The organism is Arthrobacter burdickii, from assembly GCF_030433645.1.
In the GTDB taxonomy this organism is placed as follows: Bacteria; Actinomycetota; Actinomycetes; order Actinomycetales; family Micrococcaceae; genus Arthrobacter_D; species Arthrobacter_D burdickii.
Genome location: NZ_JAROCG010000001.1, coordinates 140,695 through 166,451, shown reverse-complemented (window position 1 = coordinate 166,451; position 25,757 = coordinate 140,695). Strand labels below are relative to the sequence as shown.

The 25,757-nt window shown below is 68.8% G+C and carries 26 protein-coding genes, 1 pseudogene and 2 riboswitches; of the genes and pseudogenes, 21 read left to right on the top strand and 6 right to left on the bottom strand.

Features of this window, described 5'->3' with window-relative positions; translation table 11 throughout:
- The first annotated feature begins 19 nt into the window (after positions 1 to 19).
- Positions 20 to 595: an orotate phosphoribosyltransferase gene (pyrE, locus tag P5G52_RS00725; protein ID WP_301224078.1), complete on the top strand. Its 576-nt coding sequence runs from the start codon at positions 20 to 22 to the stop codon at positions 593 to 595.
- Between the two features lie 34 nt (positions 596 to 629).
- Positions 630 to 1,634, top strand: a complete 1,005-nt coding sequence (locus tag P5G52_RS00720) for a thioesterase domain-containing protein (RefSeq protein WP_301224077.1) — start codon at positions 630 to 632, stop codon at positions 1,632 to 1,634.
- An 8-nt stretch (positions 1,635 to 1,642) separates the two neighbouring features.
- On the opposite strand, the gene P5G52_RS00715 is transcribed toward P5G52_RS00720, so the two are convergent.
- Positions 1,643 to 2,422, bottom strand: a complete 780-nt coding sequence (locus tag P5G52_RS00715) for an HAD-IIA family hydrolase (protein WP_301224076.1) — start codon at positions 2,420 to 2,422, stop codon at positions 1,643 to 1,645.
- 101 nt (positions 2,423 to 2,523) lie between these two features.
- Here P5G52_RS00715 and P5G52_RS00710 point away from each other — a divergent pair, with 101 nt between their 5' ends.
- From P5G52_RS00710 to P5G52_RS00675, 8 genes and pseudogenes are all read left to right on the top strand, one after another.
- Complete coding sequence (locus P5G52_RS00710) at positions 2,524 to 3,174, top strand: TrmH family RNA methyltransferase (RefSeq protein ID WP_435868685.1); 651 nt, start codon at positions 2,524 to 2,526, stop codon at positions 3,172 to 3,174.
- Positions 3,175 to 3,345: 171 nt separating this feature from the next.
- The gene (fbaA, locus tag P5G52_RS00705) at positions 3,346 to 4,365 is read left to right on the top strand and encodes a class II fructose-bisphosphate aldolase (RefSeq protein ID WP_301224075.1); all 1,020 of its coding nucleotides are present in this window, start codon (positions 3,346 to 3,348) and stop codon (positions 4,363 to 4,365) included.
- A 3-nt stretch (positions 4,366 to 4,368) separates the two neighbouring features.
- On the top strand, positions 4,369 to 4,788 hold the full coding sequence (locus P5G52_RS00700) for a DUF3151 domain-containing protein (RefSeq protein ID WP_301224074.1): 420 nt from the start codon (positions 4,369 to 4,371) through the stop codon (positions 4,786 to 4,788).
- Between the two features lie 243 nt (positions 4,789 to 5,031).
- Entirely contained in the window at positions 5,032 to 5,235 is a 204-nt protein-coding gene (locus P5G52_RS00695) for a helix-turn-helix domain-containing protein (protein WP_301224073.1), read from the top strand.
- Positions 5,236 to 5,414: 179 nt separating this feature from the next.
- A complete protein-coding gene (locus P5G52_RS00690; RefSeq protein ID WP_301224072.1) occupies positions 5,415 to 5,912 on the top strand; it encodes a DUF2975 domain-containing protein in 498 nt (165 codons plus the stop codon).
- Positions 5,912 to 6,115: pseudogene (locus P5G52_RS00685) on the top strand (helix-turn-helix domain-containing protein); the annotation flags it as partial. The gene P5G52_RS00690 and the pseudogene P5G52_RS00685, both read left to right, overlap by 1 nt.
- Before the next feature lie 122 nt (positions 6,116 to 6,237).
- Positions 6,238 to 7,113, top strand: coding sequence for an oxygenase MpaB family protein (locus tag P5G52_RS00680; protein WP_301224071.1), 876 nt, complete (start codon positions 6,238 to 6,240; stop codon positions 7,111 to 7,113).
- A gap of 112 nt (positions 7,114 to 7,225) precedes the next feature.
- Positions 7,226 to 8,074 (top strand): S1 family peptidase, encoded by an 849-nt coding sequence (locus tag P5G52_RS00675; RefSeq protein WP_301224070.1) that lies wholly within the window; start codon positions 7,226 to 7,228, stop codon positions 8,072 to 8,074.
- Between the two features lie 40 nt (positions 8,075 to 8,114).
- On the opposite strand, the gene P5G52_RS00670 is transcribed toward P5G52_RS00675, so the two are convergent.
- Positions 8,115 to 8,717 carry a hypothetical protein gene (locus P5G52_RS00670; protein WP_301224069.1) on the bottom strand — a complete coding sequence of 201 codons (603 nt, stop codon included), beginning with the start codon at positions 8,715 to 8,717 and terminating at the stop codon, positions 8,115 to 8,117.
- Between the two features lie 207 nt (positions 8,718 to 8,924).
- Between P5G52_RS00670 and P5G52_RS00665 the strand changes: the two genes are divergently transcribed.
- Entirely contained in the window at positions 8,925 to 10,214 is a 1,290-nt protein-coding gene (locus P5G52_RS00665; protein WP_301224068.1) for an adenylosuccinate synthase, read from the top strand.
- Positions 10,215 to 10,241: 27 nt separating this feature from the next.
- On the opposite strand, the gene P5G52_RS00660 is transcribed toward P5G52_RS00665, so the two are convergent.
- Positions 10,242 to 10,748 (bottom strand): DUF427 domain-containing protein, encoded by a 507-nt coding sequence (locus P5G52_RS00660; RefSeq protein WP_301224067.1) that lies wholly within the window; start codon positions 10,746 to 10,748, stop codon positions 10,242 to 10,244.
- A gap of 75 nt (positions 10,749 to 10,823) precedes the next feature.
- On the opposite strand from P5G52_RS00660, the gene P5G52_RS00655 reads away from it, so the two are divergent.
- The 8 genes from P5G52_RS00655 to mmsB all read left to right on the top strand — a co-directional run bounded on the left by P5G52_RS00655 (position 10,824) and on the right by mmsB (position 20,911).
- Positions 10,824 to 11,630, top strand: coding sequence for a carbon-nitrogen hydrolase family protein (locus tag P5G52_RS00655; RefSeq protein WP_301224066.1), 807 nt, complete (start codon positions 10,824 to 10,826; stop codon positions 11,628 to 11,630).
- 70 nt (positions 11,631 to 11,700) lie between these two features.
- Positions 11,701 to 12,705, top strand: coding sequence for a LacI family DNA-binding transcriptional regulator (locus P5G52_RS00650; RefSeq protein WP_301228572.1), 1,005 nt, complete (start codon positions 11,701 to 11,703; stop codon positions 12,703 to 12,705).
- Positions 12,706 to 12,884: 179 nt separating this feature from the next.
- Positions 12,885 to 14,600 (top strand): ribulokinase, encoded by a 1,716-nt coding sequence (gene araB, locus P5G52_RS00645; RefSeq protein ID WP_301224065.1) that lies wholly within the window; start codon positions 12,885 to 12,887, stop codon positions 14,598 to 14,600.
- Positions 14,597 to 15,328, top strand: coding sequence for an L-ribulose-5-phosphate 4-epimerase (locus P5G52_RS00640; RefSeq protein ID WP_301224064.1), 732 nt, complete (start codon positions 14,597 to 14,599; stop codon positions 15,326 to 15,328). Before araB ends, P5G52_RS00640 begins: the two co-directional genes overlap by 4 nt.
- Positions 15,325 to 16,839, top strand: coding sequence for an L-arabinose isomerase (gene araA / locus P5G52_RS00635; RefSeq protein ID WP_301224063.1), 1,515 nt, complete (start codon positions 15,325 to 15,327; stop codon positions 16,837 to 16,839). The genes P5G52_RS00640 and araA overlap by 4 nt, the downstream gene beginning before the upstream one ends.
- A gap of 58 nt (positions 16,840 to 16,897) precedes the next feature.
- Complete coding sequence (gene chvE / locus P5G52_RS00630) at positions 16,898 to 18,016, top strand: multiple monosaccharide ABC transporter substrate-binding protein (protein ID WP_301224062.1); 1,119 nt, start codon at positions 16,898 to 16,900, stop codon at positions 18,014 to 18,016.
- A 125-nt stretch (positions 18,017 to 18,141) separates the two neighbouring features.
- Positions 18,142 to 19,671, top strand: coding sequence for a multiple monosaccharide ABC transporter ATP-binding protein (gene mmsA / locus P5G52_RS00625; RefSeq protein ID WP_301224061.1), 1,530 nt, complete (start codon positions 18,142 to 18,144; stop codon positions 19,669 to 19,671).
- 4 nt (positions 19,672 to 19,675) lie between these two features.
- Positions 19,676 to 20,911: a multiple monosaccharide ABC transporter permease gene (gene mmsB, locus P5G52_RS00620; protein ID WP_301224060.1), complete on the top strand. Its 1,236-nt coding sequence runs from the start codon at positions 19,676 to 19,678 to the stop codon at positions 20,909 to 20,911.
- Positions 20,912 to 21,010: 99 nt separating this feature from the next.
- Here mmsB and P5G52_RS00615 read toward each other — a convergent pair whose 3' ends face one another.
- The 3 genes from P5G52_RS00615 to sfnG all read right to left on the bottom strand — a co-directional run bounded on the left by P5G52_RS00615 (position 21,011) and on the right by sfnG (position 24,059).
- A complete protein-coding gene (locus P5G52_RS00615; protein WP_087072799.1) occupies positions 21,011 to 21,511 on the bottom strand; it encodes a CoA-binding protein in 501 nt (166 codons plus the stop codon).
- The gene (locus P5G52_RS00610) at positions 21,508 to 22,887 is read right to left on the bottom strand and encodes an O-acetylhomoserine aminocarboxypropyltransferase/cysteine synthase family protein (RefSeq protein WP_301224059.1); all 1,380 of its coding nucleotides are present in this window, start codon (positions 22,885 to 22,887) and stop codon (positions 21,508 to 21,510) included. The genes P5G52_RS00615 and P5G52_RS00610 overlap by 4 nt, the downstream gene beginning before the upstream one ends.
- Complete coding sequence (gene sfnG / locus P5G52_RS00605; protein ID WP_301224058.1) at positions 22,887 to 24,059, bottom strand: dimethylsulfone monooxygenase SfnG; 1,173 nt, start codon at positions 24,057 to 24,059, stop codon at positions 22,887 to 22,889. The genes P5G52_RS00610 and sfnG overlap by 1 nt, the downstream gene beginning before the upstream one ends.
- A riboswitch (SAM riboswitch) is annotated at positions 24,053 to 24,157 on the bottom strand. (Overlaps the previous gene by 7 nt.)
- Positions 24,158 to 24,257: 100 nt before the next feature.
- On the opposite strand from sfnG, the gene P5G52_RS00600 reads away from it, so the two are divergent.
- Both P5G52_RS00600 and P5G52_RS00595 read left to right on the top strand, forming a co-directional pair.
- Entirely contained in the window at positions 24,258 to 24,488 is a 231-nt protein-coding gene (locus tag P5G52_RS00600; protein WP_301224057.1) for a hypothetical protein, read from the top strand.
- Positions 24,489 to 24,607: 119 nt separating this feature from the next.
- Positions 24,608 to 24,781: riboswitch (cyclic di-AMP (ydaO/yuaA leader) on the top strand.
- A 3-nt stretch (positions 24,782 to 24,784) separates the two neighbouring features.
- Positions 24,785 to 25,732, top strand: a complete 948-nt coding sequence (locus P5G52_RS00595) for a C40 family peptidase (protein WP_301224056.1) — start codon at positions 24,785 to 24,787, stop codon at positions 25,730 to 25,732.
- The last annotated feature ends 25 nt before the right edge of the window (positions 25,733 to 25,757 follow it).

The window sequence follows — 25,757 nt, the reverse complement described above, 5'->3', positions numbered from 1 at the left end:
CTCTCGATAGACTGGCCGCATGACCGCCGAGACCTCCGCGCAGACCACCGACCGTACCCGGCTCCTCGAGCTCATCAAGGAACTCGCCGTGGTGCACGAGCGCGTCACGCTCTCCAGCGGTGTCGAGGCCGACTACTACATCGACCTCCGCCGCATCACCCTGCACCACGAGGCGTCCGTCCTCGTGGGCCGCGTGATGCTCCAGCTGCTCGACGACGCCGGCATCACCTTCGAGGCGGCGGGCGGCCTCACCATGGGCGCCGATCCCGTCGGAACCGCCGTGATGCACGCTGCCGCCCACTCCGGACGGCCGATCGACGCATTCGTTGTGCGCAAGACCCAGAAGACGCACGGCATGGGCCGGCAGGTCGAGGGGCCGGACGTGTCCGGGCGCCCCGTCGTCGTGCTCGAGGACACCTCGACCACGGGCGGCTCCGCGCTCACCGCCGTCGAGGGCGTACGCCGGGCGGGCGGCGACGTGCAGGCCGTCGCCGTCATCGTGGACCGGAGCACGGGCTCCAAGGAACGCATCGAATCCGAGGCCAAGGTGCCCTACCTCTTCGCCTTCGGCAAGGACGAGCTGGGCCTCGCCTGACGGTCACTCCCGGCGGGCCGCGGGAGGGAAGCGCGTGAAGCACGACGACGTCCGGGCAGCCCTGCGCGGCGCACGGGACTTCCGCGAGTCCTCCCGCCGGTCCTTCCTCATCGGTTCCGCCGCGGCCGCGGTGGCGACGGCGGACCTCGCCTTCACCCGCGTCATCCAGTCCCAGCGCGAGCAGACGCGCATCCTGCCGCTCGACGACGAGGTTGCACGCGCACGCTTCCCGGACGACCGCTGGGTCCTCTTCCCCGGGTACAAGACCAGCTGGGAGGAAGGGCTCTGGATCCTCAACTCCCTGCGTCCGGTCCTGTCCCGCCGCGCGCAGATGGCCGTGATGGGCTATTCCAACCGCGGGCTCGACATCAACAACATCGTGGCCACGATGAACCGCTACGTGGAGAACTTCCGGCTCGACAGGCTCTACTTCTACGGCCACAGCTTCGGCGGCATGGTGGCGGTCGAAGTGGCGGCCCGCCTGCGCGACCGCGGCATCCCGGTGGAGCTCGTCCTGCTGGACTCCTCGCCGTCCAGCCGCTTCGACGTGCAGGACCAGCGCATGTTCGACGGCGTGGTCCTGCTCTACGAAGCCGGGGTACGCGTGCCGATCAGCGTGCGGGGGACGTACGAGCTCGGCGAGCGGATCGTCCACAAGAACGAGCGCACGTGGAGCCAGATCGTGGACCAGACGCTCGAGCAGCTCTCGCCCCTCGCGCCCAGCAGCGAGCTGATCCAGTCCGAGTCCTCGTACATCTACCACTTCGACGCCACGAGGTTTCGGCTCTCCCTCGGGGACACGAAGGTGGTGTTCGCAGGGAACCCGAGCGACGGCGTCGTCGACTATGCACGTGCCCGCGCCGGGTGGGCGAGTAGCCTGCCCGACAACCTGGTCTCCGCCGATCATGTGACGGACGGGGCGCTCCCCGCGCACGCCAGCCCGCAATGGAATCCGGGCATCTACCAGGGCATCGTCGCCGCCGTGCAACGCGACTACGTCCCGGTGCCGCGCGGCGGCGGCCGGAAGCGGCTCTTCTAGGCTGCTTCCTACACCTGGTCGATCAGGTCCGCCACCGAGTCGCAGATCTGCGCCGGGCGGAACGGGTAGGCGTTGATGTCCTCCGGCTGCGTGATGCCGCTGAGCACCAGGACGGTGTGCAGGCCGGCTTCCATGCCGGCGATGATGTCCGTGTCCATGCGGTCTCCGATCATCGCCGTGGTCTCGGAATGGGCGTCGATCTGGTTCATGGCCGAGCGGAACATCATGGGGTTCGGCTTGCCCACGATGTACGGGTCGCGGCTCGTCGCCGCCGTGATCATGGCCGCTATGGCGCCGGTCGCGGGGAGGGGGCCCTCCTTCGAGGGACCGGTGACGTCAGGATTCGTCGCGATGAAGCGGGCCCCGTCGAGGATCAGGCGGACGGCGGTGGTGATCGCCTCGAACGAGTACGTGCGCGTCTCGCCCAGCACCACGTAGTCGGGGTTGGTGTCGGTCAGGACGAAACCGGCCTCGTGCAGCGCCGTCGTCAGCCCGGCCTCGCCGATCACGTAGGCACGGCCGCCGGGCAGCTGGTCGCGCAGGAACTGCGCGGTGGCCAGCGCGGAGGTCCACAGGTTCTCCTCGGGGATCTCGAGTCCCGAGGCCTTCAGGCGCGCGGCGAGGTCGCGGGGCGTGTAGATCGAGTTGTTGGTCAGGACGAGGAACCGCTTCGACGTGGCCACCCACCGTTCGATCAGTTCGGCCGCGCCGGGGATGGCGGAGTTCTCGTGCACCAGCACGCCGTCCATGTCGGTGAGCCAGCACTCGATGTGTTCGTTCTCGCGCATGGGGCTTCCTTCCAGAGGGCGGACGCACGGGGAACTGCCTGTGCCAGTCTTCCACCTTTGCCGCCGATTACGCTTGGACGGTGAAAGAACCCCTGCTGGAGCTGACCGACACCCCCGAGGCCACGGATGGAGCTCCGGGAGGTCCCGCCGTCGGCGTCGGCCCCTGGGAGGGGGAGTGGCCCGACGGCGACCACTGGGACCGCGGCCTCCTGGCGCACGGGGATACCCGGAACGTCGTCGACGGCTACCGGTACTGGACGCACGAAGCGATCGTGGCGGATCTGGACGAGCGGCGCCACGGCTTCCACGTCGCCATCGAGAACTGGCAGCACGACCTCAACATCGGTTCGGTGGTGCGCACTGCCAACGCGTTTCTCGCGAAGGAGGTCCACATCATCGGGCGACGGCGGTGGAACCGGCGCGGCGCGATGGTTACCGACCGCTACCAGCACGTCCGCCACCACCCCACGGTGGCCGACTTCACCGCCTGGGCGGCAGCCGAGGGACTGGCCGTGATCGGGATCGACAACTTCCCAGATTCGGTGCCGCTCGAGACCTACGACCTCCCCGAGAAGTGCGTGCTCGTCTTCGGCCAGGAGGGCCCCGGCCTCACCCCGGAGGTGCACGAGGCCGCGGAGGCGACGCTCTCCATCGCCCAGTTCGGATCCACGCGCTCCATCAACGCCTCGGCGGCTGCCGCGATCGCGATGCACGGCTGGGTGCGGCGGCACGTCTTCGGCCAGCACGTCTGATCGGCCGGCACGTCTGATCGTCCGGCGCGTCTGATCGGAACCCGGCCGGCCGGGCGCGTCCGCCCCGGACCGCCCCGGTCGCGTCGTCATGAGGCGTTCACTTCCACTGCGCCCGGCAGGTCCGCTCGCTAGGATGAAGCAAGCACTTCCCACCACTAAGGAGTCCTCAGCATGCCTATTGCCACCCCTGATGTTTACGCCGAGATGATCGACCGCGCGAAGGCGGGCGGGTTCGCTTTCCCGGCTGTGAACGTGACCTCCTCCCAGACCCTGAACGCTGCGATGCGTGGTTTCGCCGAAGCGGGTTCGGACGGCATCGTGCAGGTCTCCACGGGCGGCGCTGCCTACTGGTCCGGTGCGAGCGTGAAGGACATGGTCGCCGGGTCGCTCGGCTTCGCGGCGTTCGCGAAGGAAGTGGCGAAGAAGTACGACGTGAACATCGCCCTGCACACGGACCACTGCCCCAAGGACAAGCTCGACGACTTCGTGCTGCCGCTGCTGGCCGCGTCCGAGGACGCCGTGAAGAACGGCCGCGACCCGCTCTTCAACTCCCACATGTGGGACGGCTCCGCCGAGACCCTCGAGGAGAACCTGCGGATCGCCCGCGAGATCCTGCCCCGCGCCGCTGCCGCGAAGATCATCCTCGAAGTGGAGATCGGCACCGTCGGCGGCGAGGAGGACGGCGTGGAGAACGCCATCAACGACAAGCTGTACACCACGGTCGAGGACGCCCTGGCGACTGTGGATGCCCTGGGTGCCGGCGAGAACGGCCGGTACATCACCGCGCTGACCTTCGGCAACGTCCACGGCGTCTACAAGCCCGGCGGCGTGAAGCTGCGCCCGGAGATCCTCAAGGACATCCAGGACCAGGTGGGCCAGAAGATCGGTAAGGACAAGCCCTTCGACCTCGTGTTCCACGGCGGTTCGGGCTCCTCGGACCAGGAGATCGCCGACGCCGTCTCCTACGGCGTCATCAAGATGAACATCGACACCGACACCCAGTACGCGTTCACGCGTCCCATCGCCGATCACATGTTCCGCAACTACGACGGCGTGCTGAAGGTCGACGGCGAGGTCGGCAACAAGAAGACCTACGACCCCCGCGTCTGGGGCGCCTCCGCCGAGGCCGGCCTCTCGGCCCGTGTCGTCGAGGCCGCCGCGTCCCTCGGGTCCGCCGGAAAGAAGCTCTAGCCCGTGTCCGGCGAGTTCCGGAAGAACCTCCTGGGACCCGAGCCCACCCTCCTGCCCGAGGAACCCGACGTCGTCGAGCGCCTCGCGGCCGGTGACGAGGCCGTCGACCTGGCAGCCCGGCACCCGACGTCGTCGCTCGTGTGGGCGATCCTCGCGGACGAGGCCTACGCCGAGGGCCGGACGATCGAGTCCTACGCGTACGCCCGTACCGGCTACCACCGCGGCCTCGACGCGCTCCGGCGCAGCGGCTGGCGCGGTGCTGGTCCGATTCCCTACTCCCACGAGCCGAACCGGGGCTTCCTCCGGGCGCTCTTCGCGTTGGGTCGGGCTGCGGCGTCCATCGGCGAGGTCGAGGAGGCCGAGCGCATCGCGGTCTTCCTCAGGGAGTCCGATCCGGAGGCGGGCGCCCAGCTGGCGGGCTGACGCCACGGGAAGCAGCTGCATCGGCTGGAGGAATGGCGGGGCGATCGTTCGCCCCGCCATTCCTCTGTTCTGGCAGTGCACGCACGGGCGGCGGTCAGACGCCGGAGTGTCTCTGGTGAGGCGCCTGGTACTTGCTGTTGCAGGTGATAAACGAGTAGTTGGGTTTCTTGTGCTGCCGTTACTCCCGGGACCAGAGTTAATAGCTCCACGGCACGTGGTGAGGCGGATGGAAGTGGTGCTGCAATGTCCACAAAGGTAAGCACGGGACAGCTGTACACGGTGGCCGAGGTCGCCGCGATGATGCGGGTCTCGAAGATGACGGTCTACCGGCTGGTGCAATCGGGAACCATCCACAGCATCCGGTTCGGGCGGTCCTACCGGGTGCCGCAGAGCGCGGTCCGGGAGTATCTCGATGCGACGAACCCGGGGTCTGACTTCTCCATCTGACTCCTGCGCCGCAGGCTCCGGACGTCCACCGGGCGTCGGCGGCGAAGGGTGCGGGGCGGCGCTGCATCCTGCCCCGGGTGCGGCGATCCGTAGTTCCTCACGCCCTGCTGCAGGAGCTCTTGCGTCGTCTATTGATTAACGATAGCTTTATGTCGTAAGTCGGCATAGAAGGAGCTGTCATGGGTCGAATTACCGTCGTCGCGCTACGCGTGGTGCTGTGCCTGATGTTCGCGGGTGCCGTTTTCATCCAGGTGGTGATGCTGTCGCTCCTCGGCATCGACCTCGACTCCGCCGACCCCGACGTCGCCCTGATCCGGACACCGCTCGTCGTCCTGACGGTGCTCGGAATCCTCGCCCTCCAGGCAGCCGTGGTCTGCGTCTGGGGCCTGCTGACCATGGTGCGCCGCGGGACCGTCTTCTCGCCGGACGCCTTCCGGCTGGTCGACACGGTCATCGGCGCGTTCGCCGCTGCGAGCCTGTTCGCATTCGGCCTCGGAGTCGCCCTCGCGCCCGGGGAGGCCGTGGCTCCCGGCGTCGTGCTGCTGATCGGGGGAGTGGCTGTCATGATCGCGGCCGTGGCGCTGATCGTGCTCGTGCTGAGGGCGCTGCTCGTCCAGGCGGTCGATCGGGATGCCGAGGCGCGCCAGCTGCGCACGGAGCTGGACGAGGTCATCTGATGCCCATCGTGGTGCGTATCGACGTCGAACTCGCCCGGCGGAAGATGAGCGTGGGGGAGTTCGCGGACCGCGTCGGCCTCACGCCGGCCAACATTGCCGTACTGAAGAACGGGCGCGCCAAGGCCGTCCGGTTCAGCACGCTCGAGGCGATGTGCAGGGTGCTGGGCTGCCAGCCCGGAGATCTGCTGGAGTGGGTCGACGACGGGAACGACGGCCAGAACGACGACGTGAACGACAACGTGAACGACGACGTGAATGCCGGCAACGAGGGAACCAGCGCGGCGGCGGGCGGCGGCTCCGCGGCGGTGTACGGGGAGGGTGGCGCGTGAAGGGGCTCGGCCGGTTCTTCCCTCAGGCTCCTGCGCCCGGCACAACGGGTGATCCGGGGATCTTCGGGCCGGGCTCGGCTGCGTGGCGGATCGCCCGCGAACGCGCCATCTTCGCCGGGGGGCCGGCCGCGCTCCTGCTGCAGCTGGCGCATCCGCTCGTGGCCGAGGGCGTGCGGGCCCACAGCGGATTCGCCACGGACCCCCTGCAACGCCTGCGCGGCACGCTCGACGCCGTCCTCACCGTCTCCTTCGGCGACCAGGCCCAGGTCCGTTCCGCCGCAGCTTATGTGGCGCGGAAGCACCGACCCGTGCGGGGTACCCTGCCCGAGCCCAGCGCATCGCTGCCGGCAGGCACGCCCTACAGCGCGGACCATCCCGAGCTCGCCCTGTGGGTGTTCTCGACCCTCGTCTGGAGCGCCCTCGAGGTCACGGACGGCTTCCTCCGTGCGGTCCCGGCGGGGGAGCGGGATGCCTACTACCAGGACATGAAGCGGATGGCACACCTCTTCGGTGTCCCGGACGCACTCCTGCCGGAGGACTACACCGCCCTCGAGCGGTACGTGGAGCACCAGGTGGGAGCCACGCTCGACGTCGGCAGCACCGCCAGGACGATCGCGGGGCAGATCCTCGCGCCCGATCCGCCGCTCCTCCCGCTGCCGCTCCGTCCGGTGCCCTCCGTGCTCGCCGCAGGAGTCCTCCCTCCCTCCCTGCGCGAGGCCTACGGGCTTCCGTGGGGCCGCCGCGAGCAGTCGTCCTTCGCGGCCATCCGTCGGACCACACGGCTGGCCGCGCCGCTGCTGCCTGCACGCGTGCGGTACTGGCCGCACTACGCCGTCGCCCTAGATCGCTTGCGGGCCGCTTCCGACGGGTAGCACTGCCGTCTCGACGTCCCCGGTCGTGTCGCTCCCTGGAGGTGCGTGCCGGGACCGGTCCCGCCAGTATGCTCGGCTCAACACCCCCCGTCCGCTCGAAAGGTCCCGACCCATGAGGCTCCTCAGCCGCGCCCTCGCCGCCACAGCCGTGCTCGTCCTGCTGGCCGCAGGCGCATCACCCGCCACGGCAGTCACTGGTGGGGAGCCCGACGCGGACGATCACCCCGGCGTCGCGCTGGTCTTCACCTACGGCGGCACCGGAGCCCTGCAGCGTTGTTCCGCGACGCTCATCAGCCCCACGGTCCTCCTGACGGCGGCCCACTGCGTCTCGGGGACGGTGGGGAAGTCCTTCGTGACGTTCGATCCCGTGATCGGGAATGCCCCGCCCGTCGCGATCCCGCATGCCACCGACCCTGCCGTCGGCTACACGGGCGCTGACCTCGCCGCTGCCGGTGCACTGTCCGGCAGTTCCACGGCGCACCCCGACTACTCGGGTGCAGCTCCCGTCACCGACCGGGCCGATGTCGGCGTGATCGTGCTCGACGCCCCCGCAGCCAACATCGCGCCCGCCGAGCTCGCGCCGGTAGGGTACCTCGACCAGTACCGGGCACCGCTGCTCAACAGGACGATCTTCGAGGTCGTGGGGTACGGCACCGAGGTCAGGAAGCCCGACGCCGGACCGCAGAAGCCCGAGCCCATGAACTTCCCCCTGCTGCGCCGGAGCACGACGTCCCCCGGGCAGAAGCTCGGGGAGCAGGTCCTGCAACTGCAGGGCAATCCGAACGATCCGCGCGGCGGCGGAGGTACCTGTTCCGGGGACTCCGGCGGCCCTGTGTTCCTGGACGGCTACCTCGTCGCCGTCAGCTCCTACGGGTTCAACACCATCTGCCGGTACATCGACGGCTACCAGCGGACGGATATCGCCGTCGTCCAGGACTGGCTCGCCCTGACGACCGGCTGACAGACCGGCTGACAGACCGGCTGACCCAGGACCGACCGACTCAGTGCTCCGGGCGGCGGATCGTCGTGGTCACGGCCACCAGTTGCGGCCGCGCAGGGGCGGAACTGAAGCCGAACCGCACGGGCGGACTCACGGGGGCGAGCGCACCCAGGTCGGAGCCGCGCCAGGTTGCCGCCACCCGTGCGATCACCCGCGCCGACGTGACGCCGTAGTACTCCGTGCGGCCCTGTCCGGCGGAGCCGGCGGTCGCGACGCCCTTCACCAGGACCGACGCCACCGGGTTGACCAGCGCCAGCCAGCGCGGGTGCGTGGCCAGGCGGGGCGGAACGAGGCCGAGGAGCCGTCCGAGCAGCGTGACGGCCCCGATCTCGGCGAGGACCCGGAGGTCCCCGGCCTCCACGGCGAGGCGGTCGCACGTCAGCGTCGAGGTGATCGGCGAGAGCACGACGTCGTCGAACGCGTAAGTTGCGCCGACGTAGTCCGCCACGTCCCGGGTCGGAGCGAGCAGTGTGCGGTGGCCCGCCGCATCCTCCATCATGACGTCGGTGAAGGCGCCGAACGGGGACGTGTCCCAGCGGCCGATCACCAGCCTGGTGCCCGAGGCGGTGCCGATGCCGGCGATGTGTCCTTCGAAGCGGTCCATGCCCCATTGTGCACGGGACCTGGCGCGTGCAGCCGCGGCGGCACCCGCCGTGCGCCACGATTTTCGGCGCCCCCGGAGCGGCTCGGCTAAACTCGGATGGTAAGAGCCCCAGTGACCGCGCACACCGTGCGGACGGTTGGGGCGTTCTGATGCACGGCGTACTTCTCCGCGGCGCGGGAAGGGCCGTACCGAATGGGGGAGGATCCCATGCCAGCAATCGTCATTGTCGGAGCCCAGTGGGGCGACGAGGGTAAGGGCAAGGCCACTGACCTGCTGGGCGGCCGGGTCGACTACGTCGTGAAGCCGAACGGCGGTAACAACGCCGGGCACACCGTCGTCGTCGGCGGTGAGAAGTACGAGCTGAAGCTCCTTCCCGCCGGCATCCTCAGCCCCAACGCGATCCCGATCATCGGCAACGGCTGCGTCATCAACCTCGAGGCCCTCTTCGAGGAGATCGACGGGCTCAAGGCCCGCGGCGCGGACACCTCGAGGCTGCGCGTGTCCGCCAATGCCCACCTGGTGGCCCCGTACCACCAGGTGCTGGACAAGGTCACCGAACGCTTCCTCGGCAAGCGTGCCATCGGCACCACGGGCCGCGGCATCGGCCCCGCGTACATGGACAAGGTGGCACGCCTCGGCCTGCGCGTGCAGGACGTCTTCGACGAGTCGATCCTGCGCCAGAAGGTGGAGGGATCCCTCAAGCAGAAGAACGAACTGCTGGTCAAGGTCTACAACCGGCGCAACGTCGAGGTCGAGGAGGTCGTGGAGTACTTCCTGTCCTTCGCCGAGCGGCTCAAGCCCCTCGTCATCGACTCCACGTTCGTGCTCAACGAGGCGCTCGACGCCGGCAAGGTGGTCCTCATGGAGGGCGGCCAGGCGACGTTCCTCGACGTCGACCATGGCACCTACCCCTTCGTGACGTCGTCGAACCCCACGGCCGGCGGCGCGTCCGTCGGCTCGGGCATCGGCCCCACGCGCATCTCCCGCTCGATCGGCATCATCAAGGCCTACACGACCCGCGTCGGCGCCGGCCCGTTCCCCACGGAGCTCTTCGACGAGATGGGCCTGTACCTGCAGAAGACCGGCGGCGAGTTCGGCGTGAACACCGGCCGCCCCCGCCGGTGCGGCTGGTACGACGCCGTGCTGGCGCGCCACGCCTCGCGCGTCAACGGCTTCACCGACTACTTCGTCACCAAGCTCGATGTCCTCACCGGTATCGAGACCATCCCGGTGTGCGTGGCGTACGACGTCGACGGCGTGCGCCACGACGAGATGCCCATGACCCAGACCGAGTTCCACCACGCGAAGCCGATCTTCGAGTACTTCGACGGCTGGACCGAGGACATCACGGGAGCCCGGACCATCGAGGACCTGCCGGACAACGCGCAGACCTACGTCCGAGCGCTCGAGAAGCTGTCCGGCACCCGGTTCTCCGCCATCGGCGTCGGGCCCGACCGCGACCAGACCATCGTGGTCAACGACCTGATCGGCGGCTGACCTCCGGACACCGGACCGGGCCCGGGGCTACCAGCCCCAGGTCCCCGCGCCGCCCTTGAAGGGTCCCACGACGGCGGCGGTGATCCAGCCGCCGTAGAAGTCGCCCTCCTGGGATCGGACCCGCTCGCCGTCGACGGTGCACTCGTCCATCCGCGACGGGTAGACGGCGGCGCGGGTGGCAAGGTCCTCGTACCCCGGAACCGGTGTGGGGTAGGTCCAGGCGGCGCGCGGACTGCGCTCAGGTCCTGCGACGACGTCGAAATAGCCGGCCGTGCCCTTGAACTCGCAGTGCGAGGTGCCCTCGACGGGCACGAGCGCGCCGGGTGCGAAGTCGGCGATCGGCAGGTAGTAGACGGGCGGGTGGCTGGTCTCGAGCACCCGCACGGCGTCGCTCGTGCTGATGACCAGCCGTCCGCCGAAATGCACCTCGATGACCGCGGGCGTCCGCTCCAGGCGGGGAGGCCTCGGGTAGTCCCAGACGGACTCCTGCCCGGGTCCGGGTTCCACGCGCCTGCTCGTCCTCGGGTTCCTCATGGGGAGAAGGCTACTCCGCCGTGCTGGGCGCGAGTCTGTACGCTGGAGAAAAGGCACAAGGATGAGGGCGGCATCATGAAGGTCAGCGTTGGTCAGTTCAGGCCGGGTGGGGACGTCCAGGCGAATCTCGCCGTCATGCGGGAACTCGCCGCGGAGGCGGGTGCCGCGGGTTCGGGGCTGATCGTCTTCCCCGAGGAGTCGATGTTCTCGATGGGTGAGGTGAAGGGTTCGCTGCGGGAGGCGGTCGACGCCGACTGGAGCTCCTTCGTCCAGCAACTGTCCTTCCTCGCCGCCGAGCACGGCATCGCCGTCGTCGCCGGAGGCTACGAGCCGAGCGGCGAGGAGCGGCCCTTCAACACGCTCGTCCTGATCGACGCGACGGGCCGCATCGTGGACACCTATCGCAAGCTCCACCTCTTCGACGCCTTCAGCTACTCCGAGTCCACGCGCATCAAGCCGGGCGACGGCGGCATCAAGATCGCCGATCTCGGCGACGTCCGGGTGGGCCTCATGACCTGCTACGACCTCCGGTTCCCCGAGCTCGCGCGCGCCCTCGCCGACGCCGGGGCGGACCTGATCTGCGTCCCGGCGGCCTGGTTCAAGGGCGAGCACAAGATCGAGCACTGGGAGACACTGCTGAAGGCGCGCGCCATCGAGAACACCCTCTGGGTGGCCGCGGCCGGGACGTCCAGCGGCCACACGATCGGCCACTCGGCCATCATCGATCCGATGGGTGTCCCGCAGGTGCACCTCGAGGACGAGCAGCGTGGCCTCGCCACGGCGGAGGTCACCCGCCGCAGGGTCGACGACGTCCGCGAGTTCCTGCCGGTGCTCCGGAACCGGCGCTTCGCCCGGAACGACAGCATTGTCGACTCCCACTGACGCGGCCGGCCCTCCGGAGGCAGCGCCCGGGGAGCGGACGCGGCAGGCGGACACCGGTCGCGCCGCGAACATCAGGGACGTAGCCCGCCGCGCCGGCGTCTCGCACCAGACCGTGTCACGGGTCCTCAACGGGCACCCGAGCCTGCGGGCCGAGACGCGGGACCGCGTCCTGGCCGCCATGGACGAGCTCAGCTTCCGCCCGAACAGGGCCGCCCGCGCCCTCGTAACCAGCCGCTCCACCACCATCGGAGTGCTGGTGGGCAAGGGCTTCGAGTACGGGCCCGCCGCCAGCCTGCAGGCGATCGACAGCGCGGCTCGGGAGGCGGGGTACGCCGTCGACGTCGCGCACCTCGACGCCATGGACGCCGGTTCGATCCGCTCCGCGCTGGACCGCCTGCTCGCCCACGGGGTCGACGGGCTCGTCATCTTGGCACCGCAGATGCAGGCCCTCGGTGAGATCGGGCGCCTGTCCATCAGCCTCCCGTTCGTGACCGTGCACTCACCGCGGGCCCAGGGGGACCACCGGCTGTCGATGGACCAGTCGGGAGGCGCCGCCCTCGCGACGCGCCACCTGCTCGAACTGGGGCACCGACGGATCGTGCACGTCGCCGGTCCGGACGGCTGGTTCGAGACGGAGGCGCGTGTGCGCGGGTACTGCGGCGAGATGGAGGCCTGGGGCTGCGATCCGGAGCTCCAGCTGTCGGGGGACTGGACCGCGGAGTCGGGGTACCGGGCAGGGCTCGCCCTCGCGAAGGACAGGGGGGTCACCGCGGTCTTCTCGTCCAACGACCAGATGGCACTCGGACTGCTCCACGCCTTCCGGGAGGCCGGGCGCCGCGTCCCGGAGGACGTGAGCGTGGTGGGCTTCGACGACGTCCCCGAGGCCGCGCACTACTGGCCCCCGCTCACCACCGTCCGGCAGGACTTCCCCGAGCTCGGCAGGCGCTGCGTCGCCAGGCTGCTCGCGCTCATCGGCGAGGCGAGAGCGGGCACGGATGCCGACCCCGCCGGGACCCCGCAGGACGTGGTCCCGGAACTCGTCGTCCGGGCGTCGACGGCGAAGGCGCCGGCCTGACGGACCCGACGGGGCGGGCTGTCGGTTCACTCCTGGACGCAGTCGAAGCAGGGCCATTGACATACCCCACCGGCGCTCCCCTAGACTGGTGAGCGCCGATGTGAACGGTCACATGGCAGCACCGACGATCCACCAGAGAACCGCAGCGCGGTCTCGAGAAGAACAAAGAGGTCCTTCCCTTGAGTGACTCCACCACGGGCACACCCGCCACGACCGCGGCCGACAGGCCCACCTACGTCATCGGCGTCGACTACGGCACCCTGTCCGGGCGCGCCGTCGTCGTCCGCGTCTCCGACGGCGCCGAACTCGGCGCCTCGACGCTCGAATACCCGCACGCGGTCATGGACTCGACCCTCGCAGCGACCGGTGAGCAGCTTCCGCCCGAATGGGCCCTCCAGGTTCCGTCCGACTACGTCGATGTGCTCCGCTCCGCCGTGCCGGCCGCGGTCCAGGAGGCAGGTATCGACCCGCAGGACGTCATCGGCATCGCCACGGACTTCACGGCCTGCACCATGGTGCCCACCCTCGCCGACGGCACCCCTCTGAACGAGGTTCCCGGCTACGAGGGCCGGCCGCACGCCTACGTGAAGCTGTGGAAGCACCATGCGGCGCAGGGCCAGGCCAACCGCATCAACGAACTCGCCGCCGAGCGCGGCGAGGCATGGCTGCCCCGCTACGGCGGCCTGATCTCCAGCGAATGGGAGTTCGCGAAGGGGCTGCAGCTGCTCGAGGAGGACCGTGAGCTGTACGACCTCATGGACCACTGGGTGGAAGCGGCCGACTGGATCGTCTGGCAGCTCACGGGGGAGTACGTGCGCAACGCGTGCACCGCCGGGTACAAGGGGATCTACCAGGACGGCGCCTACCCGTCCGAGGAGTTCCTCGCCGCGCTCAACCCCGAGTTCGCAGGCTTCGCCCGCGAGAAGGTGGACCACACCATCGGCGCCCTCGCCTCGAAGGCGGGCTCGCTCTCCGAGGAGGCCGCCGGGTGGACGGGCCTGCCGGCAGGGATCGCGGTGGCCGTCGGGAACGTCGACGCCCACGTCACGGCCCCCGCAGCGCAGGCCACGGACCCCGGCCAGATGGTGGCCATCATGGGGACCTCGACCTGCCACGTCATGAACTCCGACCGGCTGAGCGAGGTGCCGGGCATGTGCGGCGTCGTCGACGGCGGCATCGTCGAGGGCTTCTACGGCTACGAGGCCGGCCAGTCCGGCGTCGGCGACATCTTCGCCTGGTTCGTCGCGAACCAGGTGCCCGGCGAGATCCGGGACGCCGCCACCGCCCAGGGCCAGAGCGTGCACGAGTACCTGACGGAGCAGGCGCAGGACGAGCCCGTGGGCGCGCACGGACTCGTCGCCCTCGACTGGCACTCCGGCAACCGCTCCGTCCTCGTGGACCACGAACTCTCGGGCACCATCGTGGGCCTGACCCTTGCCACGAAGCCGCACGAGGTCTACCGCGCACTCCTGGAATCGACGGCCTTCGGGACACGCAAGATCGTGGAGACGTTCAACGCCGCCGGCGTGCCCGTCACCGAGTTCGTCGCCGCCGGCGGCCTCATCCGCAACCCGTTCCTCATGCAGGTCTACGCCGACGTGCTCAACCTGCCCATCTCCGTCATCGGCAGTTCCCAGGGGCCGGCCCTCGGCTCCGCGATCCATGCCGCCGTGGCTGCCGGCGCCTACGAGGACATCCACGCGGCAGCCGCCGCGATGGGCCGCCTGAACCGCGCCGCCTACACCCCCGACGCGGACCGCGCCGCCGCCTACGACGCCCTGTACCGCGAGTACACCGAACTGCACGACTACTTCGGCCGCGGCACCAACGACGTCATGCACCGGCTCAAGGCCCTGCGCCGTTCGGCCCGCTCCCCCCAGGCGGTGTCGGCATGAGCCCCGTATCGCCTGCAGGCACCTTCAGCCCCGAGGTCGAGGCCGCCATCGGCGACGTCCGGAAGGACGTCGCCGCCCTGCACGCCGAACTCGTGCGCTACGGACTCGTGGTCTGGACGGGCGGCAACGTCTCCGGCCGCGTCCCGGGAGCGAACCTGTTCGTCATCAAGCCCTCCGGCGTCAGTTACGACGAGCTGACGCCGGAGAACCAGATCCTGTGCGACCTCGACGGCAACGTCATCGAGGGAACGCCCGGGTCCGAGCGCTCGCCGTCGAGCGACACCGCCGCGCACGCCTACGTCTACCGCAACATGCCCGACGTCGGCGGGGTGGTGCACACGCACTCCACCTACGCCGTGGCGTGGGCCGCGCGCGGCGAGCCGATCCCGTGCGTCATCACCGCCATGGCCGACGAGTTCGGCGGCGAGATCCCGGTGGGTCCGTTCGCGATCATCGGCGACGACTCGATCGGCCGCGGCATCGTCGAGACGCTGACGAACCACCGGTCCCGCGGCGTGCTGATGAAGAGCCACGGTCCCTTCACGATCGGCAAGGACGCGAAGGACGCCGTCAAGGCCGCCGTCATGCTCGAGGACGTCGCACGCACCGTCCACATCTCCCGCCAACTCGGCGCCCCGGCCGGCATCAAGTCCGAGCACATCGACTCACTCTTCGACCGCTACCAGAACGTGTACGGTCAGTCCCCGACTCCAGGAGCCCCCGCATGAGCCCCCTCAGCACGACCCTCGACGCCTACGAAGTCTGGTTCCTCACCGGCAGCCAGGACCTCTACGGCGAGGAGACGCTCCAGCAGGTCGCCGAGCAGTCCCAGGAGATCGTCCGGATCCTCGGGGAGGCCGGCCTGCCCGTGAAGGTGGTCTGGAAGCCGACGCTCAAGGACTCCACCTCCATCCGGCGCATGGCGCTCGAGGTCAACGCCGCCGACAACGCCATCGGCGTCATCGCCTGGATGCACACCTTCAGCCCCGCGAAGATGTGGATCGCGGGCCTCGACGCCCTGCGCAAGCCCCTGCTGCACCTGCACACCCAGATCAACGTCGCGCTGCCCTGGGACGAGATCGACTTCGACTTCATGAACCTCAACCAGGCCGCCCACGGCGACCGCGAGTTCGGGTACATCCAGTCGCGCCTCGGCGTCCCGCGGAAGACCGTCGTCGGGCACGTGTCGGACGCGTCCGTATGCGCCAAGATCTCCTCCTGGCAGCGGGCGGCCGCGGGCTGGGCCGCGGTCCACGAACTCAAGGTCGCCCGCTTCGGTGACAACATGCGCAACGTCGCCGTCACGGAGGGCGACAAGACGGAGGCGGAGCTGCGCTTCGGCGTCTCCATCAACACGTGGGGCGTCAACGAGCTCGTCGCGGCCGTCGAGGCCCAGTCCGATGCCGACGTCGACGCGCTCGTGGCCGAGTACGAGGAGACGTACGATGTCGTCCCCGAACTGCGCCGCGGTGGCGAACGGCACGAGTCGCTGCGCTACGGCGCACGCCAGGAACTCGGCCTGCTGTCCTTCCTCGAGGAGGGCGGCTTCGGCGCCTTCACCACCAACTTCGAGGACCTCGGCGCGCTCCGGCAGCTGCCCGGACTCGCCGTCCAGCGGCTCATGGCACGCGGCTACGGCTTCGGCGCCGAGGGCGACTGGAAGACTGCCGTCCTCGTTCGGGCCGCCAAGGTCATGGGTGCGGGCCTGCCCGGCGGTGCGTCGCTCATGGAGGACTACACCTACCACCTGGTGCCGGGTGAGGAGAAGATCCTCGGAGCGCACATGCTCGAGATCTGCCCCACCCTGACCACGTCGAAGCCCACCCTCGAAGTGCACCCGCTCGGCATCGGCGGCAAGGAGGACCCCGTACGCCTCGTGTTCGACACGGACGCCGGGCCCGGCGTCGTCGTCGCCATGTCGGACATGCGGGACCGCTTCCGGCTCACGGCCAATGCCGTCGAGGTCGTCCCGCCCGACGCCCCGCTCCCCAACCTGCCGGTCGCGCGCGCAGTGTGGAAGCCGGAGCCGAGCCTCGAGACCTCCGCAGCGGCATGGCTCAGTGCCGGTGCAGCACACCACACCGTCCTCACCACAGCCGTAGGCCTCGACGTCTTCGAGGACTTCGCGGACATCGCCGAGGTCGAACTGCTGCGGATCGACGCCGACACGAGGCTGCGGGAGTTCCAGCGTGAATTACGCTGGAACGCCGCCTACTACCGGCTGGCACAAAAACTGTAGGAACGCCCCACCAACAGCCGGCGACGTTGCCGGACACTCCACTCGAGAAAGTTGCACCATGAATCGGAAATACCTGGCCGGCATCGCGGCCGCCAGCATCCTGACCCTCAGCCTCACCGCCTGCGGTGGAAGCCGGGGTGGCGGCGACGACGCCGCTGCCGAGGGCGGGTCCAACGAAGGCGCGAAGATCGGCGTGGCCATGCCCACGCAGCAGTCCGAGCGCTGGATCGCCGACGGCGAGAACGTCAAGAGCCAGCTCGAGGAGCTCGGCTACGAGGTGGACCTCCAGTACGCGAACGACGACATCCCCACCCAGGTCTCGCAGATCGAGAACATGATCAACGGCGGAGTGAAGGCGCTCGTGATCGCCTCGATCGACGGCACCACCCTCACGAGCGTCCTCGACCAGGCCGAATCACAGGACATCCCGGTCATCGCCTACGACCGCCTGATCAACGGCTCGGACACCGTGGACTACTACACGACCTTCGACAACGAGGAGGTCGGCGTCCAGCAGGCCACCTCGCTGCTGATCGGTCTCGGCATCCTCGACGCCGACGGCAAGGAGACCGGCGAGAAGGGTCCCTTCGACGTCGAGCTCTTCGCCGGCAGCCCCGATGACAACAACGCGAAGTTCTTCTGGGACGGCGCCATCAAGACCCTGCAGCCCTACCTCGACAGCGGTGTGCTCCGCGTGCCCAGCGGCCAGACCGACTTCGAGCAGGCGGCGATCCTCCGCTGGCTGCCCGACACAGCGCAGGACCGCATGGAGGACCTGCTCACCGTCGGCGGCGGCGAACAGCTCGAGGGTGTCCTGTCGCCGTACGACGGCCTCTCCATCGGCATCATCTCGGCACTGACCTCCGGCGGCTACTCCGCGGACGACCTCCCCGTCGTCACGGGCCAGGACGCCGAGGTCGGCTCCGTGAAGTCCATCGTCGCGGGCGAGCAGTACTCCACGATCTTCAAGGACGTCCGCAACCTCGGCAAGCAGGCCGTCACCATGGTCGACGCCCTCATGAAGGGCGAGGAGCCCGAGGTCAACGACACCGAGACGTACGACAACGGCGAGAAGATCGTCCCGTCCTACCTGCTCGAGTCGGAGATCGTCACGGTCGACAACTACGAGACCGCGCTCGTGGAGACCGGCTACTACACCGAGGACGACCTCAAGTAGCGGTCCCGCACCACCCGTAGCACCCCTTCTGCCTGTGGCTCCGTACCGTTCCGGTCCGGAGCCACAGGTGCTGTACCTCGCCCGGCCCCTGCCGGGACTTCCACTCAAGTAAGCGAGGCCTGACCATGGCGGAAAACATCCTACGGATGCGCCGCATCACCAAGACCTTCCCAGGCGTGAAGGCACTGCAGGACGTCCACCTCGACGTCGCGCGCGGCGAAGTCCACGCGATCTGCGGGGAGAACGGGGCCGGGAAATCGACCCTCATGAAGGTGCTGTCGGGTGTGTACCCGCACGGCACGTACGACGGCGACATCGAGTTCGAGGGCACGGTCGCGGAGTTTAAGGACATCCGCGACAGCGAGCGTGACGGCATCGTCATCATCCACCAGGAGCTTGCCCTCTCACCCTTCCTGTCCGTCGCGGAGAACATCTTCCTCGGGAACGAGCGCGAGAAGCGCGGATTCATCAACTGGAACGACACCAACATGGAGGCGGCCAAACTCCTCCGGCGGGTGGGCCTCGACCTCAACCCGGTGGTACGGGCCGGCGACATCGGTGTGGGCAAGCAGCAGCTCGTCGAGATCGCCAAGGCGCTGTCGAAGAACGTGAAGCTCCTGATCCTCGACGAGCCCACCGCGGCCCTCAACGACGAGGACTCCGCGCACCTCCTGGGGCTCGTGAAGGGGCTCCGCGCGGAGGGCATCACGTGCATCATCATCAGCCACAAGCTCAACGAGATCCGGGAGATCGCGGATTCGGTGACCATCCTGCGGGACGGACGGACCATCGAGACGCTCAGCCTCCACGACGGCTCCGTCACGGAGGAACGGATCATCAAGGGCATGGTCGGCCGGGACATGGAGAGCCGCTATCCCGAGCGCACCCCGGTGATCGGCGAGGAAGTGCTCCGCGTTGAGGACTGGACCGTGCACCACCCGCAGGAGAACGCCCGTGTGGTCGTCGATTCGGCGAACCTGACGGTGCGCGCCGGCGAGGTGGTCGGCATCGCCGGACTCATGGGCGCCGGACGGACCGAACTCGCCATGAGCATCTTCGGCCGGAGCTACGGCTCCCGCATCACCGGCACCCTTTACAAGAACGGGACGCCGATCACGGCACGGACCGTCGGGGAAGCCATCCGACACGGCATCGCCTACGCCACCGAGGACCGCAAGCGGTACGGCCTCAACCTGATCGACGACATCAAGCGCAACGTCTCCGGAGCCGCCCTCGGCAAGCTCGCGAAGCGCGGCTGGGTGGACGGCGGACGCGAGGCCGTCGTCGCCGGCGACTACCGCCGATCGATGAACATCAAGGCGCCCACCGTCACCGCCATCACCGGCAAGCTCTCCGGCGGCAACCAGCAGAAGGTGGTGCTCTCCAAGTGGATGTTCTCGGACCCCGATGTCCTGATCCTCGACGAGCCCACCCGCGGCATCGACGTCGGTGCGAAGTACGAGATCTACACGATCATCAACCGGCTGGCTGCCGAGGGGAAGGCCGTCATCGTCATCTCCTCGGAGCTTCCCGAGCTCCTCGGCATCTGTGACCGCATCTACACCCTCGCCGAAGGCCGCATCACCGCGGAAGTGCCCATCGGGCAGGCGACCCCTGAACTCCTCATGCAGTACATGACCAAGGAAAAGGACTGATTCCATGGCAACCACCGTCAAGGACCCTGTCGTTGCGACGACGCCTCCCACCGTCAAGGATGGGTTTTCCTTCCTGACCAGCAGGCTGCGGCAGATCGGTATCTTCGTCGCACTCCTGGTGATCGTCACCCTGTTCCAGGTGCTGACCGGCGGCGCGCTGCTGCAGCCGGACAACGTCTCGAACATCATCGTGCAGAACAGCTACATCCTGCTCCTGGCCATCGGGATGGTCATGATCATCGTGGCCGGGCATATCGACCTGTCGGTCGGGTCCGTCGCGGCCTTCGTCGGCGCGATGTCCGGCATCATGATCCAGGACTTCAACTTCCCCTGGTGGGTGGCCTTCATCGCATCGCTGATCATCGGCGGGCTCGTCGGTGCATGGCAGGGCTTCTGGGTCGCCTACGTGGGCATCCCGGCCTTCATCGTCACCCTCGCGGGCATGCTCGTGTTCCGCGGGCTCACGCAGATCGTCCTCGAGAACCAGCGCATCACCGGCTTCCCCGAGGAGTACCGCCAGCTCGGCGGCGGCTTCCTGTTCCCCGGGCTGTTCCCGGCGGAGACCAACATCCTCGACTGGACCACGGTAGGGCTCGGCGTCATCGCCGTCGCGCTCCTGGTGTTCAACCAGCTCCGCGGCCGGGCCACGCGTGCCCGCCTCAAGCTCGAGGACGAGCCCAAGGCCTGGTTCTTCACGAAGCTCGCGTTCATCGTGGCGATCATCCTCGGCGTGACCTACCTGCTCGCCGGCTCCCGCAGCGGAACACCGATCGTGCTCGTGGTCCTCGGCATCCTGATCGTCGCCTACAGCACCGTGATGAGCAACAGCGTGTTCGGCCGCCACATCTACGCCGTCGGTGGCAATCTGCAGGCTGCGCAGCTGTCCGGTATCAACACCAAGCGCATCGACTTCATGCTCTTCGTCAACATGGGTGTGCTGGCGGCCCTCGCCGGCCTCATCTTCACCGGACGCCTGAACTCGGCCGGTCCGGGAGCGGGCAACCTCTTCGAGCTCGACGCCATCGCGGCGGCGTTCATCGGCGGAGCGGCCGTGACCGGCGGCGTGGGAACGGTGATCGGGGCCATCACCGGTGGTCTCATCATGGGCGTACTCAACAACGGCATGTCGCTCCTCGGCGTCGGCATCGACGTCCAGCAGTTCATCAAGGGCATGGTGCTCCTGCTGGCCGTCGGGTTCGACGTGTTCAACAAGCGCCGCGCCTCCAACGCCCTGAAGTAGGGCCGGAGAACGGGAGAAGCCGGAACGGGCGTGATGTCCTGTTCCGGCTTCTCTCGTCTGCGGGCGGCCTTGTTCCTGCTCCGGCGGGGGCGGTGCTCCCTACGAGGTGATCTGCCGCTTCGAGGAGATGATGCCGGTGTTGAAGCCCGCGAGGTTGAGCCCACCGTGGAAGCGGGCGTGCTCGATCTTGATGCAGCGGTCCATCACGACGTTCAGGCCGGCCGCCTCGGCGTCGCGTGCGACGTCCTCGTGCCAGGAGCCCAGCTGCAGCCACAGGGTCTTCGCGCCGACGTCGAGCGTCTCCTGCAGGACGGACGGCAGGTCGTCGTGCTTGCGGAACACGTCGACGACGTCGGGTACTTCGGGGAGGTCCTTGAGGGACGCGTAGGCCGGCTGCCCGAGGATCTCCTTCGCCACCGGGTTCACGAAGTACAGGCGGTAGGGCGAGGACGACTGGAGATAGGTCGCGACGAAGTAGGAGGCCCGCGAGGGCTTGTCCGATGCTCCGACGATCGCCACGGACCGCGCGTTCCTCAGCAGGTTCAGGCGTTCGGGGGCCGACGGCCCTTCCCAGGTCCGTTCCGGTGCGGTATTGCTCATGCTCCCACTCCTACTGCCCGTGTCGTCGAGGGGTCGTCGTCGTTCCCTCCGGCCGCCTCCTGCGGGAGCTCGTCGAATGCATCGTCGGAGGCGTTCACCGCGATCTCGAGCGCCTGGTCGAGGTCCCACAGGATGTCGTCGAGGTCCTCCAGTCCCACCGAGATGCGGACGAGGTCCTCGGGGACGCCCGCGGCGACGAGCTGCTCCGCGGAGAGCTGCTGGTGCGTCGTCGAGCCCGGGTGGATCACGAGGGTGCGGGAATCGCCCACGTTCGCGAGGTGCGAGGCGAGCTGCAGCGACTCGATGAACTTCTGGCCCGCCTTGCGCCCGCCCTTGATGCCGAAGCTGAACACGGATCCGGGGCCCTGCGGCAGGTACGTCCTGGCACGCTCGTGGTGCGGGTGCGTGGGGAGCCCCGCGTAGTTGACGTACTCGACACGGGGGTCGGCCTGCAGCCACTCGGCCACGGCCTGCGCGTTCTCGAGGTGCTCGTCGAGGCGCTGGGCGAGGGTCTCGACGCCCTGCAGGAGCTGGAAGGCCGACATCGGCGACAGCGAGGGCCCGATGTCGCGGAGCTGTTCGGTGCGGAGCTTGGTCAGGAATCCGTACTCGCCGAAGTTCCCCCACCACTGGATGTTCCCGTAGGAGGGGACGGGCTCGGTCATCATGGGGAACTTGCCGTTGCCCCAGTCGAAGCGGCCGCTCTCCACGATCACACCGCCGAGGGTGGTGCCGTGCCCGCCGATGAACTTGGTGGCGGAGTGGATCACGATGTCCGCGCCGTGTTCGATGGGTCGTACCAGGTAGGGCGTGCTGAGGGTGGAGTCGACGATGAACGGCACGCCGGCGTCATGGGCCACCTTGGCCAGGCCCGCGAGGTCCGCGATCTCGCCCGAGGGGTTCGCGATGACCTCGGCGTAGACGGCCTTGGTGTTCTCGCGGATCGCCGCCGCGTAGTCGGCCGGATCCGTTCCCGGGACGAAGGTGGTCTCGATGCCGAAACGGCGCAGCGTGACATCCAGCTGGGTGACCGTCCCGCCGTACAGCTGCGAGGCGGCGACGATGTGGTCGCCTGCCTGGCAGAGCGCCGCGAAGGTGATGAACTCCGCGCTCATGCCCGACGCCGTCGCCACCGCACCGATGCCGCCCTCGAGGGACGCGATGCGCTCCTCGAACGCCGCGACGGTGGGGTTTCCGATGCGCGAGTAGATATTGCCGTACTTCTGCAGGGCGAAGAGGTTGGCGGCGTCGTTCGTGTCCTTGAAGACGAACGACGTCGTCTGGTAGATCGGCACGGCCCGGGCGCCGTGGGTGGCGTCCGGCGTACCGCCGGCGTGGAGCGCCCGCGTACGGAAACCGAAGGAACGTTCTGCCATCAGACACCTGCCTTGCTGGGGACGGCGAGCGTGCCGTCGGGATCGAAGTCCACTCCCGCCCTGCGGGCCGCATCCGCCTCGAGTTCCCGCACGATCGGCAGGATATCGGTGCCGAAGGCGGCCACTTCCTCCTGGAAGTGCAGATAGCAGGTGAGGAAGAGGTTCACGCCGATCTTCTTGTACTCCACGATGCGCTCGGCGATCTGCTCGGGCGTCCCGATGAGTTGGGTCTTGAAGCCGTCGTTGTACTGCACGAGGTCCTCGAAGGTGGAGTCGGCCCACATGCCCTTGCCGTCCTTCGTCGAGGGACCCGCTTCCTGCACGGCGTCGCGGAAGCCCTCCACCGCGGGGCGGTGTGCCTTCTCGACGATCTCGCGCAGGGTGTCGCGCGCCTCCTTCTCGGAGTCGCGGGCGATGACGAACCCGTTGAGGCCGTACTTCGGACGCCGTCCGGCCTGCTCGGCGGACGCCCGGACGCCGGCGATGTTCTCCTTGAACCCCTCGAGGTCCTTGCCGTTGGAGAAGTACCAGTCGGCCACGCGGCCCGCGGTGGCCTGGGCCGCCGTCGAGTTCCCGCCGAAGAAGATCTCGGGGTGGGGACGCCCCGGGACGTCCACGGGCGCCGGGTTCAGGGTGAAGTCCTTGATGTTGTAGTACTTGCCCGCCTGGCTGTAGCCCTCCTCCGTCCAGAGCCCGCGCAGCACGCGGATGAACTCCTCGGTGCGGACGTAGCGCTCGTCGTGCTCGAGCCACTCGAGGCCGAAGTTGGTGAACTCGTCCTTTAGCCAGCCGGAGACGATGTTGACGGCGGCGCGGCCGTTCGAGATGTGGTCCGCGGTGATGATGTACTTCGCGAGCACACCGGGGTGCCACATGCCCGGGTGGACGGCGGCGATCACCTTCAGCTTCTCGGTGGCCGCCAGCAGGGCCAGGGAGAACGACGTCGCCTCGTGCTGCTTGTCCGCGCCGTAGGACGCGGCGTAGCGGGTCTGGGACAGGGCGTACTCGAAGCCGGCGTCCTCCGCGATGCGAGCGAGCTTCTTGTTGTAGTCGAAGTCCCAGCTGGTGCGCTGCTCGATGGTCGAGACCACCAGGCCGCCACTGACGTTGGGGACCCAGTAGGCGAATTTCAGGGGTGTGGAAAGGTCGGCGACGCTCATGGTTTCCTCCATCGGTCTGGCAGTAGCACCCTAATGTCGCCGCGATGGTGCGGGGGCCAGGGTTGCTGCGGCGTCAGTGAGCCAGATCTCTCAGCCGCTCGGGATGGTCAACGTCGAGTGTGACATCGGAGGGCCGCAGAACCAAACAATGTGTCGCCCGGTGGCAGGGATGCATCACCGGGCGTGGGCTCTCATGCCTAGGGTGGAGGAATGGATAGCTGGAAGTCCGCGGAACGCACGCAGGAACGCAAGCTCTGGAACACGCTCTTCTGCGTCGGTGTCGTGCTGACCGTCACCCTGGGGAGCAGCCTCCTGCTGGTCGCGGGCAGTGCCGGGGCGGCGGCCTCCGCCTGGTTCTACGTGCAGCAGTGGGTGCTGCTGGCCCTCAGCGCGGGTGGGACGGTCCTCGCCTTCCGTCGCTGGCGGTCCCTCCGCGCGTAGGATACGGGCCGTTATGCAAATGTGACAAACGCGGGGAGCGCTGGGTATCGTCGAAGCGTGCCTCCGTCCATGGGAGGCCCTCCCGGATGGATTGCCGAGCCCTGCCGCCGAACGGGATACGTTCGTCATCACCGAGGCGGGGACGGGGGAACCACAGTTCCACCGGGACGTGCAGGTCCAGCCTGCGTCCCTGGGGTCAAGTCGCTGCGCAGTTCCGAAACCGATGTGCGCACGGCCGGGTGTCTCCCATCCGAACCCGACAGCTCACCCCGCAGGCATGGGAGAGGTATAGATCCATGTCACGAAAGACTTCCCCGGCACGCCACCGTGCCGACATCGACGGCAACCTCGCGCTGACGGGCCTGTCCCGCGCCGCGAAGGCTTCGGCCACCGCCGTCGGCCGGCCGATCGCCATCGTCGCCGTCACCTCGGGCCTCGCGCTCGGTGCGGTCGGCACCGCCCACGCCGGTGAATACACCGACCAGGGCACGACGCCGGTTCCCGCTGCTGCTGCCGCTGCGTCGGTCGCTCCGGCACCCGCTGCTCCACCCGCCGCATCGGGCACCACCCACACCGTCGTCGCGGGCGACACCCTCAGCGCGATCTCGGCCGCCTACGGCGTGGACCTGACCGCGGTCCTGGCGGCGAACGGCCTCTCGCTCACCTCGGTGATCTTCCCGGGCGACAGCATCGCCATCCCCGCCGGAGCCGGATCGCAGGCCCCGGCGCAGACCGCCGTTCCCGTCGTGTCCGTTCCCGTGGCCACCGCTCCCGCAGCGGTGACCCAGCAGGCACCCGCTCTCGCCCCGGCAGCGCCGGTCCAGCAGGCCGCAACCGTCGCGCCGGCCCCGGTCGCTCCCGCTCCCGCTCCCGCATCGAGCGTGTACCTCGCCTCGGCGGACATCGCCCCGATCGCTTCCTCCAGCGGCGTCGCCGGCACCCTCGTGGCATCGGCACAGGCGCAGCTCGCAGCCGGCATGATCCAGGACTGCACCGTCCTGGTGGAGACCGCACTGCGTGCCGCCGGCATCCCCGTCGGCGACCTCGGCCCCTCGCAGTTCTTCCAGTTCGGCACCACCGTGGCGACCCCGGCCCCCGGCGACATCGTCATCACGGCCGGCCACGTGGCGATCTACGTCGGCGGTGGCCAGGTCATCAGCAGCGGCATGAACGGCTCGAACCTCACCATGCAGCACCCTCTCTCGGACCTCCCGGGAGCATCCTTCGTTCGGGTAGCGGGCTAGTACCGGGACGGACCCCACACGGGAA